The sequence below is a fragment of the Saccharopolyspora sp. CA-218241 genome, from assembly GCF_050954615.1.
GTDB lineage: Bacteria > Actinomycetota > Actinomycetes > Mycobacteriales > Pseudonocardiaceae > Saccharopolyspora > Saccharopolyspora cebuensis.
In genome coordinates this window covers 487,496-505,315 of the sequence record NZ_CP191860.1, presented here as the reverse complement: position 1 = coordinate 505,315, position 17,820 = coordinate 487,496, and the positions used below count along the sequence as shown (strand labels likewise).

Here is a 17,820-nt window from a genome sequence, read left to right as displayed (position 1 = left end):
AGGATCGGGCGGGCGGTACTCGGCGGGAAGGCGGACATGGGTCGGTTCAGCGGATTCCCGGAGCACGTCGAGAAGCACGTGGGGCGGGTGCGCGGCGCGGACAGCCGGACCACCGGTGAGCGCCTCCGGTCCTACCACGTCGTGTACTGCGACCACTCCGACGGCGCGCACGTCACGCTGCTGACCAGCGGGCTGCGGGATCGCGTCGAGGGCGCCCCGCTGCCGCAGGAGCTGGTCTGCACGCTGCGCGCCGACCAGGAGCGCTACGCCAAGCACCTGCTCACCGTGCTCGCCGAACTGCTCGCCGAGAGCCGCAGCCGCGTCGGCTACGGCGCCCTGATCATGAACGACCGCGTCCTGCTGCCCGACACCGAGGTCGCCGGAGCGCTCGCCGCGCCGCACCCCTACCTCGGCGACGAGTTCGACGTGCTGCTCGACGCCGACGGGCAGCCGGTGCTCCAGCTCATCACGCTGGTGCCGGTGAGCCGCGCCGAAGCGCAGCTCGTCGCCCGGTACGGCCGCGACGCCCTCTACGACCGGTGGGAGCGGCACGGCAGCGACCTCACCGACGTGCACCGGCCGTCGGTGGCCTGAGCGTCCTCCCCCGACGAGCGGGCGGGCCGTTCCGGGGCCGGTTCCGGGTCGCTTAGGGGTCGCACCCGGAGGTCCGCGGCGCCCGGGCGGCGCAGGCTGGAACCATGACCGAGAACAGCTCCACCACCACCCGCAAGCTCCGCCGCAGCCGCGACGACCAGATGCTCGGCGGGGTGTGCGCCGGGTTCGCCGCGATGCTCGGCATCGATGCCGCGATCGTCCGCGTCGTGCTCGTCGCCGCCACCCTGCTCGGCATGGGCGCGGGCATCCTGATCTACCTGGCCTGCTGGTTGATCGTGCCCCAGGAATCAGCGCAGGAGTGAGTCAGCGCAACGTCGTTCAGCGCAGGGTCGGTGCCTGCCGGACGAACGCGTCGAGCACCCCGTCGGCGACCAGCACCGGAGCGTCCGGGCGGACCTCCTCCGGCGAGGACCGCACCGCCCCGGCCTCGGCGGCCAGCTGGGCCGCCGCGTCGAACCGCCGACCGGCCAGCGCCTCGTCGCCGTCGGTCCGCGCCCGCAGGCCGTCCAGCGAGGCCAGCAGCGCGTCGCCCCACAGGTCCGCCGCGGTCAGCCACGGCTGCGCGTCGGCGGTGAAGTTCGCCGGGGCGCCCGCCCGGATCCGCTCCGGCGCCTCGGCGACCACCCGCGCGTAGGCGTCGAGCCCGTCCACCGCGGCCCGCCGGTCCCCGGCCTGCCAGGCGCGGTGGAGCCCGTCGATCCGGCGGGACAGCTCCGGCGCCGGAGGCAGCCAGGTCTCGCCGCTGGGCAGCGGTGCCGCGTGCAGCAGGTCGAAGAACACGCCGAGGGCGTCGGCCGTCGCCGGATCGGCCACCAGGCCCGGGTCCGGAGCCGTCGAGCGGTCCCCGGCGAGGTGCTCGGCCGCCGCGCGCCACGCCCGCGCCGGGTCGAACGCCGCGTCGTTCCAGGCGAAGTCGGCCGCGCCGAACTCGACGACCTGGCTCGCCGCCGCCTGGTTCATCGGGTTCACCACGAGCCCGGTGAGCTCCTGCGACAGGCCGGGTTCGCGGTGCGCGTAGGGGCCGAGGAGCAACCGGCCCGCCGAACCGTCGAAGTCGTTGACCGGGTAGTTGTCCCACAGGAACAGGTCGCGGCCCCAGGTCTCGCCCGCCCTCCGGGCGTCGTCGACCGAGATGCCGTCGGGCACCACGCCGTCGCCGGTCCACATCACCTGCACCCGCGGGTCCAGGCCCGCGCGCAGCGCCGCCTTGTACGGCGAATCGTCCAGGTCGGAGTACTCGGTGGGCACGAACTGCAGCGGCGCCACGTCGGGATTGCGGTCGACGAACTCCCGCTGCACGCGGTTGAGCAGCTCGGTCTGCGCCCGCCCGGCGGCGGCCTGCGACGGCTCGCCGTAGACCGCGCGGTCCTGCGCGCAGTTCCACCGCGTGTAGCTGATGTCGTCCAGCGGGATCGAGAAGTCCCGCACGCCCGCCGCGTGCACGGCGGAGAGCTTGTCCACCAGCGCCTGGGAGTCGGCCGGATCGCTGTAGCAGATCGAGGTGCCCGGCGAGAGCGCGAAGGTGAACTTGACGTGGTGCGCGGCGGCCTGCCCGATCAGCTCCCGCACCTCGGCGAGCTCCGCCGGCGGGTACGGCTCGCGCCAGCGCTCCCGGTGGTACGGGTCGTCCTTCGGCGCGTAGATGTAGGTGTTGAGCTTGACGTCGCCGTAGAACGCGAGCTGCTCCATCCGCTCCTGGTGCGTCCACGGCGGGCCGTAGAAGCCTTCGATGGTGCCGCGCAACGGCATCGACGGCTCGTCCACCACGGCGACCCCGGCGATCCGGCCCGGCGAGGCGAGCTGCCGCAGCGTCTGCACGCCGTAGTAGGCGCCCGCCGGGTCGGAGGCCCCGACGAACAGCGCGTCGCCGCCGCGCCCGGCCAGCACGTAGCCCTCCGGCGGGAGCGGGGCGGGTGCGTCGACGCCGAGCTCCTGGAGGCCCTTGACCACGGTCGGCGACGTGCGGTCGCCGACCCGCACGCTCAGCGAGACGTCCCCGACCTCCTCGCCGGGCTGGCGGACCACGACCTCCTCGGCCCCGGCCTGGCTCAGCACCTGCCGGGCCAGGTCGCGCGTCGGCTCGTCGACCAGCGGATCCACCACCACCTCGACCCGGCCGCGCACCGCGATGTCGTCGCCGAGCCGCCGCATTTCCTTCGGCTGCGGCGTCACCTGGGGCAGTTCGACACCGGGCAGTGCCCCCGACTCGGGGGCGGCGGGCGCGGGCGGCGGCGCGTCGGTGCACGCGACCAGCGCGGCGGTGACGGCGACGCCGATCAGCGCCGCTCGACCTCGTCGAAGGACCATCGAGTCCCTGACCTCCTCCGGTGGGCTCCGGCCCCCAGGAGATCACACGCCGGTCACGGCGTTGCGGTCAGGCGTCGACCCGGCGGCGCCACTCCCGGACCCGGCCCGCGTCCACCGCCGCGCCGTCCAGGGCCGCGCGGCCGACGTGGAACGCGCGCACGCCCATGCCGAGCAGCTCGTCGACGTGGTCCGGCCGCAGCCCGCCGCCGACCAGCAGCGTGACGCCCTCGACGTCCTGCTGGTCGGCCAGGACCCGCAGCGTGCCGAGGCCCTCCTCGACGCCCTCGGCGGACCCGGCGGTCAGCACCGCGTCCGGGCCGAGCGACACCGCGTGGTCCCAGGCGAGCTGGTACTGCAGGGCATGGTCGACGGCGCGGTGGAACGTCCACGGGCAGCCGGCGAGCTCGTCGGCCAGGTTCCGCGTGGTGCCGACGTCGACCTGCCCGGTCCCGTCCAGGAATCCCAGGACGAATTCGGCGGCCCCGGCCTCGCGCACCGCCACCGCCTCGCGGCGCAGCGCCTCGACATCGCCCGCGGTGTAGCCCTCGCCGCGCACCATCACGCGCACCGGCAGGTCCGTGGCGGCCAGCACCTCGCGCACCACCGCCGGTTCCGGCGTCCGGCCGTCCGACGCGCGGTCCCGCACCAGCTCCAGCCGGTCCGCCCCGCCCTCCTGCGCGGCGGTGGCATCAGCGGCGTTCTCGACGATCACTTCGAGCAGCGCACCCATACCGGCACACCGTACCCACCCGCCCCGGCACCCACCCGTCCCCGAAAGCCCCGGTCGGTCCCAGCCCGGGGCGATCACCGGATCGGAACCGAGTGAGGGGCACCTTCAGCCGACCAAGCCGGAGGAAGGTGCCCCTCACCTGGGAACACTCACCCGAACGGGCGGATGTCGGGTGCGGCCCTGGAAATGCGAAGAACCGCCCCCGCCGGGGCGGGAGCGGTTCTTCAGCGGCTGGGGCGGATCAGAAGTCCATGCCGCCCATGCCACCGGTCGGGTCGGCGCCGGCACCGGCCTTCTCCTTCTCCGGCTTGTCCGCGACCACGGCCTCCGTGGTCAGGAACAGCGCGGCGATGGAGGCGGCGTTCTGCAGCGCCGAACGGGTGACCTTGGCCGGGTCGATGATGCCCGCGGCGATCAGGTCCTCGTAGTCGCCGGTCGCGGCGTTGAGGCCGGTGCCCGCCTGGAGGTTCTTGACCTTCTCGGCGACGACCCCGCCCTCGAGGCCGGCGTTGACGGCGATCTGCTTCAGCGGGGCCTCGACCGCCAGCTTGACGCTGTTGGCGCCGGTGGCCTCGTCACCCTCCAGCTTCAGCCCGTCGAAGGCGGCCTGCGCGGCCTGCAGCAGCGCGACGCCACCACCGGCCAGGACGCCCTCCTCGACGGCGGCCTTGGCGTTGCGGACCGCGTCCTCGATGCGGTGCTTGCGCTCCTTGAGCTCGACCTCGGTCGCCGCACCGGCCTTGATGACGGCCACGCCGCCGGCCAGCTTGGCCAGCCGCTCCTGCAGCTTCTCGCGGTCGTAGTCGGAGTCCGAGCGGTCGATCTCGGCGCGGATCTCGTTGACCCGGCCGGAGATCTGCTCGTCGTCGCCCGAGCCCTCGACGATGGTGGTCTCGTCCTTGGTCACGACGACCTTGCGGGCCTTGCCCAGCAGGTTCAGGTCGGCGTTCTCCAGCTTGAGGCCGACCTCCTCGCTGATGACCTGGCCGCCGGTGAGGATGGCCATGTCCTGCAGCATCGCCTTGCGGCGGTCGCCGAAGCCGGGGGCCTTGACGGCGACCGACTTGAAGGTGCCGCGGATCTTGTTGACCACCAGGGTCGCCAGGGCCTCGCCCTCGACGTCCTCGCAGATGATCAGCAGCGGCTTGTTGGACTGCATGACCTTCTCCAGCAGCGGGAGCAGGTCCTTGATGTTGGAGATCTTCGAGCTCAGCAGCAGGATGTACGGGTCGTCCAGGGACGCCTCCATCCGCTCCGAGTCGGTGACGAAGTAGGGCGAGATGTAGCCCTTGTCGAAGCGCATGCCCTCGGTGAGCTCGAGCTCGAGCCCGAAGGTGTTGCTCTCCTCGACGGTGATGACGCCTTCCTTGCCGACCTTGTCCATCGCTTCCGCGATGAGCTCGCCGATCTGGCGGTCACCGGCCGAGATCGCGGCGGTGGCGGCGATCTGGTCCTTGGTCTCGATCTCCTTGGCGCTCTTGAGCAGCTGCTCGGCGATCGCCTCGGTGGCCTTCTCGATGCCGCGCTTGAGCGCGATCGGGCTGGCACCGGCCGCGACGTTGCGCAGACCCTCGCGAACCAGGGCCTGGGCGAGCACGGTGGCGGTCGTGGTGCCGTCACCCGCGACGTCGTCGGTCTTCTTCGCGACCTCCTTGACGAGCTCGGCGCCGATCTTCTCGTAGGCGTCCTCGAGCTCGATCTCCTTGGCGATGGAGACACCGTCGTTGGTGATGGTCGGCGCGCCCCACTTCTTCTCGAGCACGACGTTGCGGCCCTTCGGGCCGAGCGTCACCTTGACGGCGTCGGCGAGGGTGTTCATGCCGCGCTCAAGACCGCGGCGGGCGTCCTCGTCGAACGCGATCATCTTGGCCATTGCGGTGTGGTCCTCCACCTGTCTGGACGCCGCGGCGGTGTCACACCCCACGGCAGGACTCGTGCTCGGCCAGGCTCGGTGCCCGCGACGGACGACCGCGGCGACGGCGCCGCCTGTGGCACCGCCGAGCACGGCCTCACCGTCCCGACCTGGCACTCAACCTCGCTGAGTGCCAACACCGTGTCTAGCACTCTCCCGGGTCGAGTGCAAGCGAACGCCGGCTCAGCCCCCGACCGTGGGAACCGTGGTGGGGATCTCGTTCTCGTTGTAGCTGGAGGTCTCGGGGACGTAGGTCGACCCCGAGCCGGTGTCGCCGGACGCGGTGGCCATCACGACGAACAGCACGATGATCGCCACCAGCGCGACCACGATCAGCAGCGGCACCAGCCAGCGCGCCGTCGAGCCGCCGCTGGACCGGGTGGCGAACGACGACGTGCCCGCGGGCATCGGCGGGCGCAGCCGGACGGGTTCCTGCTGCGGCGGCGGCACCGGCGGGTGCGGCGGCTGCTGGTACGGCGGCGGGCCGTAGCCGGGCGGCTGCTGCGCGGGCACCGGCTGCGACGGCGGGAACTGCTGCTGCGGGAACGGCGGCGGCCCGGCGGGCTGCTGGGGCCCCGGGGGCTGGGCCGCGGGCGGCGGTCCGGGGGACTGGGCGGCGGGCGGCTGGGGGCCGGCGGGCGGCGAACCGGCCGGGCGCGGGCGCGGCGGGCCTTCCCCGGCCACCGGCGACAGCGCGGCGCGCGCCACCGCGATGAGCTCCTTGCAGTCGTCGAAGCGCTGGTCGGCCTTCTTCGCCATCCCGCGGCGCATCACCTCGTCGATCCCGGGCGGCAGCACCACCAGCGAGGTCACCGGCGGCGGCTCGGCGCCGAGGTGGCCCTGGATCACCTCCTGCACCTGCCCCTGGAACGGCGGGCGCCCGGTCAGGCAGGCGAACAGCATGCAGGCCAGCGCGTAGAGGTCGGTGCGGCCGTCGACGGCCTCGCCGCGCAGGTGCTCCGGGGCGGCGAAGGTCGGCGAGCCGAGGAAGTCGCCGGAGGAGGTGCGGTGCCCGGTGGCGCCGCGCCGGGTCAGCCCGAAGTCGGCGAGGTAGACGTGCTCGTTGGCCGATTCGCGGGAGGTCACCAGCACGTTGGCCGGCTTGAGGTCGAGGTGCACGAGGTTGCGCTCGTGCAGCATGTCCAGCGCCTCGGCGACCTGGCCGAGCAGCTCCAGCGCGCGCTTCGGCGAGATCGGCCCGTCCTTGATCAGGCTGGCCAGGTCGGATCCGTCGACCAGCCGCATCGCGATGTAGAGCATCCCGTCGACTTCGCCGAAGTCGTAGAGCGGGACGATGTTGGAGTGGTCGATCGCCGAGGTGTTGCGGGCCTCGTCCACGAACCGCTCGCGGAACTCGGCGTCACCGGTGATGTGCTCACCCATGACCTTGAGCGCGACCTTGCGGCCCAGCCGGACGTCGGTGGCGCGGTACATCACGCTCATCCCACCGCGGCCGAGGACGGAGTCGATCTTGTAGTGGCCGAGGCGGCGCCCGGTGAGGTCTTCCGACACGTCCGGCAGCCTAACGCCCGGGAACGGCGCGCGTCCTCGGGTTCCGGCGGATCGACCCCGACGGACCGGTGGCCCGATTCCCACCGGAACCGGGCCACCGGACGACGAACGATTCCGCGGGGCTGTCAGACCTTCCGGACGCCGTCTGCCTGGGTGCGACCGTCCCGCCCGGCCTTCACCTCGAATTCGACCCGCTCCCCTTCGGAAAGGGTGCGAAAACCGGACATGTTGATCGCGGAGTAGTGCACGAACACATCGGGCCCGTCATCCGTCGCGATGAATCCGTAGCCCTTCTCCGAGTTGAACCATTTGACCGTGCCGACCGCCACGGCGTCCTCCTCTTGAAAGGTGATGCACGACGCTCGTGGCGCCGCTGGAGCAACGGTCACGCTACCCCAGAAGAAGACCCTCGTCGCCCGTTCTTCAATGCGACTTTTCCGCTAAATACTAGGCCGAACGGGTGTCGGACGCCGCCACGTCGAGTAATCACCACGGGAAGGGCGGGGGAATTCCCGCAATGCTCCGATCAGGATCGGGATCCGACGCCGTTGCTCTGCAACCAACCGATCAAGGAACGCGGATTGCGCGTCTGCGTCAGCACTCGTCCCGGTCCGGCGAAATCGAAGACGAGCCCTTCGCCGCTCTTGATCGATTGGGCGGCGCCCTGGTTCGCCTGGCGCAGCCGGGATTGCACCGCGTCGGCGTAGGCCACCACGTGCCCGGGATCGATCGTCACGTACTCGCCCGGTTGCAGCGTCACCACGTCCAGCGCGCCGTAGCAGCACACCACCACCGGGCCCTGCCCGGTCACGTGGGTGAGGAAACCGCCCTCGCCGCCGAAGAGGTTCCGGAAGCCGGCCCACTGCGGCTCCGCCCGCACCGTGCTCGCCGAGGCCAGCAAGCAGGACTTGGTGACGCACCAGCCGGTCCGGCCGTCGAGCTCGATCACGTTGAGGTCGCCCGGCAGGTTCGGCGCCACGTCCACCCACCCGCCCTGCTGCGGCGCGGTGTAGGCGGTGGCGCGCGCGGACTCGCCGCCGAGCGCCGAGCGGGCCAGCGACTTCAGCGCGCCGCCCGAGGAGCGCTGCTCCGCCACCACGCCGTAGCTCGTGGCCAGCATCGCCCCGGCCTCCACCCGCACCGGCTCGCCCGGCGCCAGCAGCAAGCGGGCCACCCCGTACGACGGCGTGTGGCGGGTACGGACCTGCAACGGGCACCTCCTCGGTCGGGCGGAATCGCAGTCTGCCACGGGGGCGGCCGCGCTCGTTGCGGAAGCCGGTGCGGACAGCGGGCGGGGGCATGACCGATGATCGGTGCGTGTCGCACGGAACTGGAACCCCCGACCTGATCCCCGTGACCCAGCACCGGGACGCGGTCGCCGCGCTGGTGGCCCCCACGCCGGTGCGGGCGGTGCCGCTGGCCGACTGCCTCGGCCTGGCCCTGGCCGAGGACCTGCGCTCGCCGATCCCGCTGCCGCCCTTCGACAACTCCGCGATGGACGGCTACGCGGTGCGCTCGGTGGACCTGGTCGAGGCGGACGCCGACGCGCCGGTGGCGCTGCCGGTGGGCGAGGACATCCCCGCCGGGCGGGTGGACGTGCCGCCGCTGCAACCGGGCACCGCGCACCGGATCATGACCGGCGCGCAGCTCCCGCCGGGGGCCGACGCGGTCGTCCCGGTGGAGCGCACCGACGGCGGGGTCCGCGAGGTGCGGATCGGCCTGGCCGCGCAGCCGGGCGCGCACGTGCGCCGCGCGGGCGAGGACGTCGGGGCGGAGGCGACCGTGCTCACCGCCGGGACCGCGCTGACCCCCGCCCGGCTCGGGGTGGCCGCCGCCGTCGGCGCCGCGGAGCTGCCGGTGCACCGGCCGGCGCGGGTGCTGGTGCTGTCCACCGGCTCCGAGCTGGTCGAGCCGGGCGAGCCGCTGCGCCCGGGGCAGATCTACGAGTCCAACGGGCTGATGCTGGCCGCGGCGGTGCGGGACGCGGGGGCCACCGCCCGGCTGCTGCGGTTCGTCCCGGACGACGTGGACCAGTTCCACGCCGCGCTGGAACCGGAGCTCGCCGGCACCGACCTCGTCCTCACCACCGGCGGGGTCAGCGCCGGCGCCTACGAGGTGGTCAAGGACGCGCTGGCCGGGCAGGGCGTGGAGTTCACCAAGGTCGCGATGCAGCCCGGGATGCCGCAGGGCAGCGGGCGCTACCGGGGCGGCCCGGCGGTGGTGGCGCTGCCCGGCAACCCGGTCAGCGCGATGGTCTCTTTCGAGGTGTTCGTCCGGCCGGTGCTGCGATCGGCCGCCGGGCACCGCGACGCGCACCGCCCGGTGCGCCGCGCCGAGCTGACCGAGCCGCTGCGCACCCCGGCGGGCAAGCGGCAGTACCGGCGCGGGCGGTTCGACCCGGTCAGCGGCGCGGTGGCGCTGCACGGCGGGCCCGGCTCGCACCTGCTCTCGGCCCTGGCCGAGGCCGACTGCCTGCTGGAGATCCCCGAAGAGGTGACCGATCTCCCAGTCGGTTCTACTGTGGACATCTGGTTGCTGGATTGACGGAGCACCGACCTCTCGCGAAGACTGCACCCTCGACCCCCACCTGACCGGAGTTCTGCACCGTGCGTGGCCCCTGGCGCGCCGCCGTGGCGCTGGCGTTGCACCTCGGCTTCTTCGCCGTACCCATCGCGCTGGTCCTCGGCCTGCTCGCGATCGCCCTCTACACGTTCCGCTACGACCGAGGTAGCGGTCTGGAAGCGGCGCTGGCCGCGCTCGTCGTGGGGGCGGTGTTCGCCATCGGGCTGCGCGCCGTGCTGTCCACCCGCGTCGACCCGCGCGGCGTCGCGCTGCGCCGGGACGAGCAGCCGCAGCTCTGGAAGCTCGTCTCGTCCATCGCCGACGCCGCGGGCGCCGAGCCGCCGGACGAGATCCGGGTGACCTCGGAACCGGGCATCGCGATCGTCGAGGACACCGCGCTGCTCGGGTTGCGGACCCGCGGCCGGTACCTGGAGATCGGGATGCCGCTGCTGGCCGCGCTCACCATCAGCGAGCTGCGCGCGCTGCTGGCCCGCGAGATCGGGATGCTCGGCGGCAGCGGCATGGCGGTGACCGCCCGGCGCTGCGCGCGGACCGTCGAGCGCACCGTCGCCTCGCTCACCAGCGGTCCGGTCAAGTGCCTGTTCGGCGGCTACGCCCGGGCCTACACCGCCGTGGCCGCGCCGGTGTCCTTCCAGCTCGAACCGGGCGCCGACCGGCTCGCGGTGCGGGTGGCGGGCAAGCGCGCCGCGATCACCGCGCTGCGCAAGCGGGTGGCCATCGAGCTCGGCTGGCGGGACTACGCCGAGGAGTTCCTCAGCATGGCGACCACCATCGGGCACGCCCCGGACGTGATACTGGGCTTCCGGGCGTTCATGGACCACCCGGCGCGCAAGCCCGCGCTGGCCGAGCGCGCCAAGCAGGCCATCGCCGAAGGCACCGACCGCACCGACGGCGGCCCGCCGACCAGGGACCGGATCGCGGCGATGAAGCAGCTCAAGTCCGCCGACCGGGAGCTCGACGACCGGCCCGCCTTCGGCGCGCTGCGCGAGCCGCGCACGAGCGTCCCGGCGTTGGAGGACGAACTGGTGGTCGAGGGGCTCGGCGCCCGGCTGCCGTGGCCGGAGCTGGTCCGCCTCGCCGGGGCGGCGCAGGCAGCCCAGCAGGCCGCGCAGCTCAGCTCCGCGATCGAGCAGAGCGGGTTGCAGATCGACCCGGCCATCGGCGGCGTGCTGGCCGCCGTCCACCGCGGCCAGGCCCGCGACCTGATCAACCCGGCGCTGAACCCCGGGCTGGACCCGGAGCGGCTCGACCAGGCCGCCGAGGACATGCTCGTCGAGCTGCTCGGCGGCGCGGTGGTGGACGCGCTGGTCTGCGCCCGGCGGGCGCACCACGAGCTCGACTGGGGCGGGCCGCCGCTGGTCCGGCTCGCCGCCGGCGGACAACCGCTGGACCCGGACCGGCTGGTGCGCCCGGCGGTGGCCGACCCGAGGCTGATCCCCGGGCTGCACCGCACCCTGGTCGACCTCGGGGTGCCGCTGAACCACCTGCGCCCGCCCGAGGCGGAACCGGAACCGGCGCTGGCCGGCATCATCAGCCCGGTGCAGGTGTCCGGCACCGGTTACGAGCTGCTGGTCACGGACCGTGGTCTGGTGCTGCTGCCGTCGCAGGCCAGCAGCACCAAGCGGTTGCTCTCCGGGGCGCTGGCCCGGTTGCGCAAGGCCGAGTACGAGCAGCTGGACGAGCTCGCCGCGACCCCGGTGGCGGAGCTGCGCGATCAGCCCGGGGCGCACTGGGTGGACACCCGCGACGTGGCCGCCGCACGCCTGGTGCAGCTGCGCGCGGGCTGGACGCTGCGGCTGGAGATGTACCTCGACGAGTACGCGGTGTCCGCCCTGCCTGCGGAGATCGTCGCCGACGAGGAGGGGGTCGCCGAGGTGGAGCTCAGCAGCACCGGCGACGCGATGGAGCACGGCGATCCGTACGGCGGGATCGGCGAGCTGATGGGCGCTCGCATGATCGTGGCGGACACGGCGTCGGAAGCGAACGAGTGACGGGTGAACCCCATTTGACCGACGTTTCGATGCGGAGAGTAGTTATAACGTCCTCCGATAGCGTCTACGGTCTCGCTGTGAACTCAATTACACTGGGAGCAGGTAACGAAACGTCGATCAACAACCTTCCCCCCACGTAGGCACCGCGCATCGGGCGCGGCGACTGAACCACAAGGGACCGTGCGCCGTCGGGGGGCGCACGGACCCGTTCGGGGGAGGCCGGGTGGCGTCAACGGGGAGACGCCTCTCGGCCGGGATGTCAGGGGCGGCACGGGCGCGTCGGGGGCGCCGGTGCCGCCCCTGACTCATGCCCACCCCGGCAGCCGCCCAACACGCCCACCCACCACCCGACCCGGCACTCCTCGCCCCAGGTGAGGGGCGCCCTTGCCCCATTCGGACTGCTTTCGCCAATGGCCTGCGTGGCGGTGCGGGTGGCGGAACCTCAGCGGCCCCCTCGCTGCGCCGATCGCCTCCTGATGACACCCACTTCGCGAGGGCGCGGACGGGGGCGGTGGTGGCCCCCGAAGGGGCCGTCGGGTACACCTGGACGGGTGACGCGGCAGCACCGCCGGAGGTGCTCGCGGGGCCGGGTCTGCGCAGGTCATCGCACTGCAATTGATCAGCTCCGCACCCTGTCGTCGTGCACCGCGCCGCGTCCGAGATGCTGTACCGACGACGGCCCCACCGCCGACCCCCGTCCCCGGGCGGCAGGTCGCGGTCGGCCGGACCAGACCACCGACTCAGGGGCGCAGTACCTCGATGAGCACCGAGACAGAACCGAAGAAGATGGCGGCGCACCTCGCCGGCCTCGCGCGCGACACCGTCCCGCCGATGCACCCCGCCGGCCGCCCGTTCGTCGCCGGAGCGGCGATCGCGACGCTGCTGCTGCGCAAGCTGTGGCGTCCGGCCGGGGTGCTGGGCGGCGTGCTGACCGCCTGGGTCGCGTGGTTCTTCCGCGAGCCGCGGCGCACCGCCCCGAGCGGTGAAGGGCTCGCGGTGGCGCCCGCCGACGGCACCGTGGCGCACGTCGAGGAGGTCGTGCCGCCCGCCGAGCTGGACCTCGGCACCGCCCCGATGATCCGGATCAGCGCGTTCCTCACCGTCTTCGACGTCCACGTGCAGCGCATCCCGCTGGCCGGCCGGATCGACCGGATCGCCTACCGCCCGGGCAAGTTCCTCTCCGCCGACCTGGACAAGGCCAGCGAGGACAACGAGCGCAACTCCCTGGTGATCCGCGCCGTCGACGGCACCGAGGTCGCCGTGGTGCAGATCGCCGGGCTCGTCGCGCGCCGCATCGTGTGCTCCGTCGAGGAGGGCGACCAGGTCGACGTCGGCAGCACCTACGGGCTGATCCGGTTCGGCTCGCGGGTGGACCTCTACGTCCCGGTGGGCAGCCGGGTGCGGGTCGAGCCCGGCCAGCGCACCGTCGGCGGCGAGACCGTCCTCGCCGAGCTGCCGCGGGGGAAGCGAACGTCATGAGCGTGCGGACCACCCCGGGCGTCCGGCTGCTGCCCAACGCCATCACGGTGTTGGCGATGTGCGCGGGGCTGTCGGCCATCCAGTTCGCGCTCAACGACCAGCTCGCCGCGGCCGTCGCGGCCGTCGCGGCGGCGGCGCTGCTCGACGGGCTGGACGGGCGCCTCGCCCGGCTGCTCGACGCCACCACCCGGATGGGCGCCGAGCTGGACTCGCTGTCCGACGCGATGTCCTTCGGCGTCGCCCCGGCGCTGACCCTCTACGCCTGGCAGCTCCAGGACAACCGGGTCGGCTGGGTCGTCGCGCTGATCTACGCGGTCTGCATGGTGCTGCGGCTGGCGCGGTTCAACACGCTGCTCGACGACACCGAGCAGCCGCCCTACGCCAAGGAGTTCTTCGTCGGGGTCCCCGCCCCGGCCGCCGGTCTGCTGGTGCTGGTCCCGCTGATGATCACCGCGCACCTCGGCCGCGAGGGCTGGTGGTCCGAACCCGCGGTGATCATGCTGTGGATGGCGCTGGTCGGCGGGCTGGCGGTGAGCCGGGTGCCGACGTTGTCGCTGAAGACCGCCAAGGTGCCGCCGCAGCTCGTGGCCCCGCTGCTGGTGCTGGTCGTGGTGGCGGCCGGGGGCATCGCGGTGTTCCCGGTGATCTCGCTGGTCATCGTGCTGCTGGTGTACCTGCTGCACATCCCGTACGCGGTGTACCGGCACCACTGGCTGGCCAACCACCCGGAGGCGTGGAGCGCACCCCCGCGCGAACGGCGCGCGATGCGGCGGCGCAGCCAGCGGCGGCTCGGCCTGCGCCCGCCGCTGCGGCGCCGGGTGGCCGGTGCCGCCCGCCGGGTCCGGCTCCCCCGCCGCGGCCAGCCGGACGGCCCGCGGCGCAGCTGGCGACGGCTGGAGCTCCGGCGGAACCGGGACGAGCAGGCTCCGCGCTGACCCACCGCGCGGCAGGTCCTAGGCTCGGGGCCGTGCCCGCCATCACCTTGACCGCACGCCTGTCCGCATCCGCCAAGGACACCCGGCGCGGGGTGGTCCGCCTGCACCCGGAGGTGCTCGACGCGCTGGGGCTGCGCCCGTGGGACGCGGTGCGGCTGACCGGGGCGCGGGTCACCACCGCGCTCGCGGCCGCCGCCGCTGCCGGCGATCCGACCGGCGTGGTGCTGGTCGACGACGTGGCGCTGATGAACCTCGGGCTGGCCGAGGGAGCCGAGGTCGGCGTCGCCCCGGTCGAGGTGGCCGCGGCGAAGCGGGTGTCGATCGCCGGTTCCCGGATGGCCCGCGCCACGGTCGCGCCCGAGACGGTGCGCCTCGCGCTGACCGGCAAGGTCTTCGGCACCGGCGACACCGTCTCGCTGCTGCCGCAGGACCTCGCCCCGGCCACCGCCGCCAACGCCGGTGAGGTGCGCCGCAAGCTCGCCAACGCGATCGGGCTGACCTGGACCAACGAGCTGATCACCGTCGCGGGCACCGATCCGGGCGGCCCGGTGGCGATGCGCCCGTCCACCGTCGTGGAGTGGCGGGAGGGCGCCGAACCCGGCACCGCCGCACCCGAGGCCGCCCAGGCCATCGAATCGCGGGCTCCGGCGGAACCGGCCGCTCCGGTCGCCGTCGCCGACCTCGTCGGCGCCCGGGAACCGGCGCGGCGGCTCGTCGAGTGGCTGCGGCTGTCCTTCGAGCAGCCCGAGCTGCTGCACCGCCTCGGGGCGTCGGCGGAGCTCGGCGTGCTGGTCAGCGGCCCGCCCGGGGTCGGCAAGACGACGCTGGTGCGGGCGGTGACCGCCGCGGTCGGCGCCGAACTGGTCGAGCTGTCCGCGCCGAGCGTCGCCGCGCTGGAAGCCGGCACCGCCGCGTCGCGGTTGCGGGAGGCGATCGAGCAGGCCACCGCGGCGATCCGCGACGGCCGGACCTGCGTGCTGCTGCTCACCGACGTCGAGGACCTGCTGCCCGCGTCCGAACCGCCGCCGCTGGCGACCGTCGCGCTGGACGCGCTGCGGGGCGCGCTCGGCACCGCCGGGCTCGCGGTGGTGGTGACCAGCGCCGAGCCGTACGCGGTCGATCCCCGGCTGCGCGAGCCGGGGCTGGTCGACCGGGAGCTGACCCTCGGACTGCCCGACGACGCCGCGCGCACCGAGCTGCTGCGCGTCCTGCTGCGCGGCACCCCGCTGGCCGCCGACGTCGACCTGGCCGACATCGCCGGCCGGGCACCGGGTTTCGTCGCGGCGGATCTCGTCGCGCTGTGCCGGGAGGCCGCGGTGAGCGCGGCGCTGCGGCACCAGGACGGCACCGAGCCGCAGGTGCGCCAGCAGGACCTCGCCGATGCGGTGTCCTCGGTCCGCCCGCTGTCGATGTCGGCGTCGGACAGCCTGCGCACCGGCGGGTTGTCGCTGGAGGACGTCGGGGACATGGTCGAGGTGAAGCAGTCGCTGACCGAGGCCGTGCTGTGGCCGCTGCAGTACCCGGATTCGTTCACCCGGCTCGGCGTCGATCCCCCGCGCGGGGTGCTGCTCTACGGTCCGCCGGGCTGCGGCAAGACGTTCCTGGTGCGGGCGCTGGCGGGCACCGGGCGGCTCAACGTGTTCGTGGTCAAGGGCGCCGAGCTGATGGACAAGTTCGTCGGCGAGTCGGAGCGCGCGGTGCGGGAGCTGTTCCTGCGCGCCGCGAACGCCGCGCCCTCGCTGGTGTTCCTCGACGAGGTGGACGCGCTGGCGCCGCGCCGGGGCCAGTCCTCGGACTCCGGCGTGGCCGACCGGGTGGTCGCGGCGCTGCTCACCGAGCTCGACGGCGTCGAACCGATGCGGGAGGTCGTGGTACTGGGCGCCACCAACCGCCCCGAGCTGCTGGACCCGGCGCTGCTGCGGCCGGGGCGCCTGGAGCGGCTGGTGCACGTGCCGCCGCCGGACGCCGAGGCCCGCGCGGAAATCCTGCGGTCGGCGGCGAAGAACACCCCGCTGGCCGACGACATCGACCTGCCCGCGCTGGCCGCCGACCTGGACGGCTACTCGGCGGCCGACTGCGCGGCGCTGGTCCGCGAGGCCGCGCTGACCGCGATGCGCGAATCGCTGGCCGCCGCCGAGGTCTCGGCCGCGCACCTGGCGGCCGCCCGGCGCGCGGTGCGGCCGTCCCTCGACGCCGCCCAGCTCGCCTCCCTCGAAGCCTTCGCCGCCGAGCAGCGCTGACCCACCACCCAGCAGCACCCGTTCGGGAACTGGGTGAGGCGCACCCTGTACCACGTGACGGGGTACAGGGTGCCCCTCACCCGTCCGAAAGCTGAGTGAGGGGCACCCTTGCCCAAGTAACTCGGACAAGGGCGCCCCTCACCTACATCCCGTTCAGGCATCCCCCGACACGGGCGAGCAACCGGCATCCCCGCCAAGCGAGCGGCGAAGCCGACGTGCTGCGCCACCCGCAACCCTCGTCAGGCGAGCGGCGAAGCCGCTTCCCCGCCGCGCACGCGCTGATCGGCACCCCCGTCAGGCAAGCGGCGAAGCCGCTTCCGCCTTGCCCCAAGCACGCAACTCGCACCGCCGCGGGTTCTCAGCGGCCTTCTCGCGAGGACAGCCGCGACGCTGTGTACGCGCTTGTACATGAGGAGCGGCTCCCGCAGCGAGAAGGCCGCTGAGGTTCCGCCACCCGCACCGCTCCCCAAGAAGACCACGGTCCGGACGACCACCCGCCAGACGTTCACTTGCCGGTGATGCCGCCTTGGTAGTCATTCGTGATGATGGCGATCAACCCCGGTGTGGCGTCCTGGATGCCGTCGAAGCGCGGCGCCACGCGGGCGCCGAGCGCCCGCGCGATCTCCTCGGCCTGCGCCTTCTCGCCGGTGCCCTCCCGGTAGTAGACCGTGGTGGTGGGCACGATGCCGCGCGCGTAGTTGCCGACGTCGGGGACCTCGTACCCGGCGGTGAGCAGGTCGTCGGCGGCGCGCTGGGCGAGGCCCTCGATGGTGCTGTTGTTGTAGACCCGCACCACGATCCGCGGCTGCGACTGCGGCGGCGGCGCGATGGTCTCCGGCGGGCGGTGCGGCGGCGCGGGCGGCTGCTGGCCCGCCGACGACGTGGGCGGCTCCTCGGCGGGCGGGTCCTCGGCGGCGGGGTCCCCGGGCGGGGGCGGTGCGGGCGGGTCTGCCTCGGCCGAGGAGGTGGCCGCCGCCGGGCGCGGCGGTTGGGCCGAATTCTCCGCCTGCCCGCCGGAAGCCAGCGTGACGACGCCGATGACGGCGGCGACCGCGCCCGCACCGATCAGCCCGTAGCCGGCGATCGTGTTCCTGGACGGACCCGTGGGGGGTTCGGCGGATGTCATCAGTGCAACTCGATTCCCAGTCGGTGCGCGGCCCGAGCCCGCTGCCTGCTCGCCCGCGCCTTGCGCAGTCGTTTGATCAGCATGGGATCCGCCTCGGAGGCGGCCGGATCGTCGAGGAGCGCGTTGAGGAGCTGGTAGTAGCGCGACGCCGACATGTCGAACAGCTCGCGGATGGCGCGTTCCTTGCTGCCGGAGTGCTTCCACCACTGCCGCTCGAAGGCCAGGACACCGCGTTCCCGGTCGTCGAGCTCGCCGTCGCGGCGCGGGGCGCGCAGCGGCTCCTCCGCGGGTTCCTCGACGATCCGCTCGATCGGCTGGGTGATCGGCTCGGCGAGGCGCAGCCGACGTCCCGCCGGTTGGACCTGTTGGAGGTGGGCGAGCTGCTCGCAC

Annotated in this window: 15 protein-coding genes; 7 read left to right on the top strand and 8 right to left on the bottom strand. The window is 73.7% G+C overall.

All coding sequences use genetic code 11. The features are described from left to right. The first annotated feature begins 36 nt into the window (after positions 1-36). Positions 37-594 (top strand): suppressor of fused domain protein, encoded by a 558-nt coding sequence (locus ACQP0T_RS02605; RefSeq protein ID WP_345368150.1) that lies wholly within the window; start codon positions 37-39, stop codon positions 592-594. Positions 595-698: 104 nt separating this feature from the next. Next, a complete protein-coding gene (locus ACQP0T_RS02600) occupies positions 699-917 on the top strand; it encodes a PspC domain-containing protein (RefSeq protein WP_433871125.1) in 219 nt (72 codons plus the stop codon). A 16-nt stretch (positions 918-933) separates the two neighbouring features. Here ACQP0T_RS02600 and ACQP0T_RS02595 read toward each other — a convergent pair whose 3' ends face one another. From ACQP0T_RS02595 to ACQP0T_RS02570, 6 genes are all read right to left on the bottom strand, one after another. Further along, on the bottom strand, positions 934-2,922 hold the full coding sequence (locus ACQP0T_RS02595) for a beta-N-acetylhexosaminidase family protein (protein WP_433871124.1): 1,989 nt from the start codon (positions 2,920-2,922) through the stop codon (positions 934-936). A gap of 67 nt (positions 2,923-2,989) precedes the next feature. Then, positions 2,990-3,652, bottom strand: a complete 663-nt coding sequence (locus ACQP0T_RS02590) for a copper homeostasis protein CutC (protein WP_433871123.1) — start codon at positions 3,650-3,652, stop codon at positions 2,990-2,992. A gap of 241 nt (positions 3,653-3,893) precedes the next feature. Continuing rightward, positions 3,894-5,525: a chaperonin GroEL gene (groL, locus tag ACQP0T_RS02585; protein ID WP_345368155.1), complete on the bottom strand. Its 1,632-nt coding sequence runs from the start codon at positions 5,523-5,525 to the stop codon at positions 3,894-3,896. A 222-nt stretch (positions 5,526-5,747) separates the two neighbouring features. After that, positions 5,748-7,076, bottom strand: a complete 1,329-nt coding sequence (locus ACQP0T_RS02580) for a serine/threonine protein kinase (protein ID WP_433871122.1) — start codon at positions 7,074-7,076, stop codon at positions 5,748-5,750. Between the two features lie 125 nt (positions 7,077-7,201). Continuing rightward, entirely contained in the window at positions 7,202-7,405 is a 204-nt protein-coding gene (locus ACQP0T_RS02575; RefSeq protein WP_345368157.1) for a cold-shock protein, read from the bottom strand. A gap of 197 nt (positions 7,406-7,602) precedes the next feature. Continuing rightward, positions 7,603-8,286, bottom strand: coding sequence for a TIGR00266 family protein (locus ACQP0T_RS02570; protein WP_433871121.1), 684 nt, complete (start codon positions 8,284-8,286; stop codon positions 7,603-7,605). Between the two features lie 89 nt (positions 8,287-8,375). On the opposite strand from ACQP0T_RS02570, the gene moeA reads away from it, so the two are divergent. The 5 genes from moeA (at position 8,376) to ACQP0T_RS02545 (ending at position 16,304) form a co-directional block, all read left to right on the top strand. After that, positions 8,376-9,620, top strand: coding sequence for a molybdopterin molybdotransferase MoeA (moeA, locus tag ACQP0T_RS02565; RefSeq protein ID WP_433871120.1), 1,245 nt, complete (start codon positions 8,376-8,378; stop codon positions 9,618-9,620). A 62-nt stretch (positions 9,621-9,682) separates the two neighbouring features. Beyond that, positions 9,683-11,650, top strand: coding sequence for a M48 family metallopeptidase (locus ACQP0T_RS02560; protein WP_433871119.1), 1,968 nt, complete (start codon positions 9,683-9,685; stop codon positions 11,648-11,650). A 759-nt stretch (positions 11,651-12,409) separates the two neighbouring features. Next, positions 12,410-13,129 carry a phosphatidylserine decarboxylase gene (locus ACQP0T_RS02555; protein WP_345368161.1) on the top strand — a complete coding sequence of 240 codons (720 nt, stop codon included), beginning with the start codon at positions 12,410-12,412 and terminating at the stop codon, positions 13,127-13,129. After that, complete coding sequence (gene pssA, locus ACQP0T_RS02550) at positions 13,126-14,064, top strand: CDP-diacylglycerol--serine O-phosphatidyltransferase (RefSeq protein WP_433871118.1); 939 nt, start codon at positions 13,126-13,128, stop codon at positions 14,062-14,064. The genes ACQP0T_RS02555 and pssA overlap by 4 nt, the downstream gene beginning before the upstream one ends. Positions 14,065-14,096: 32 nt before the next feature. Next, complete coding sequence (locus ACQP0T_RS02545) at positions 14,097-16,304, top strand: AAA family ATPase (RefSeq protein ID WP_433871117.1); 2,208 nt, start codon at positions 14,097-14,099, stop codon at positions 16,302-16,304. A 505-nt stretch (positions 16,305-16,809) separates the two neighbouring features. On the opposite strand, the gene ACQP0T_RS02540 is transcribed toward ACQP0T_RS02545, so the two are convergent. Together ACQP0T_RS02540 and ACQP0T_RS02535 are read right to left on the bottom strand one after the other, a co-directional pair. After that, positions 16,810-17,430, bottom strand: coding sequence for a LytR C-terminal domain-containing protein (locus ACQP0T_RS02540; protein ID WP_433871116.1), 621 nt, complete (start codon positions 17,428-17,430; stop codon positions 16,810-16,812). Next, a complete protein-coding gene (locus tag ACQP0T_RS02535; RefSeq protein WP_345368223.1) occupies positions 17,430-17,705 on the bottom strand; it encodes a DUF3263 domain-containing protein in 276 nt (91 codons plus the stop codon). The genes ACQP0T_RS02540 and ACQP0T_RS02535 overlap by 1 nt, the downstream gene beginning before the upstream one ends. Positions 17,706-17,820: the final 115 nt, after the last annotated feature.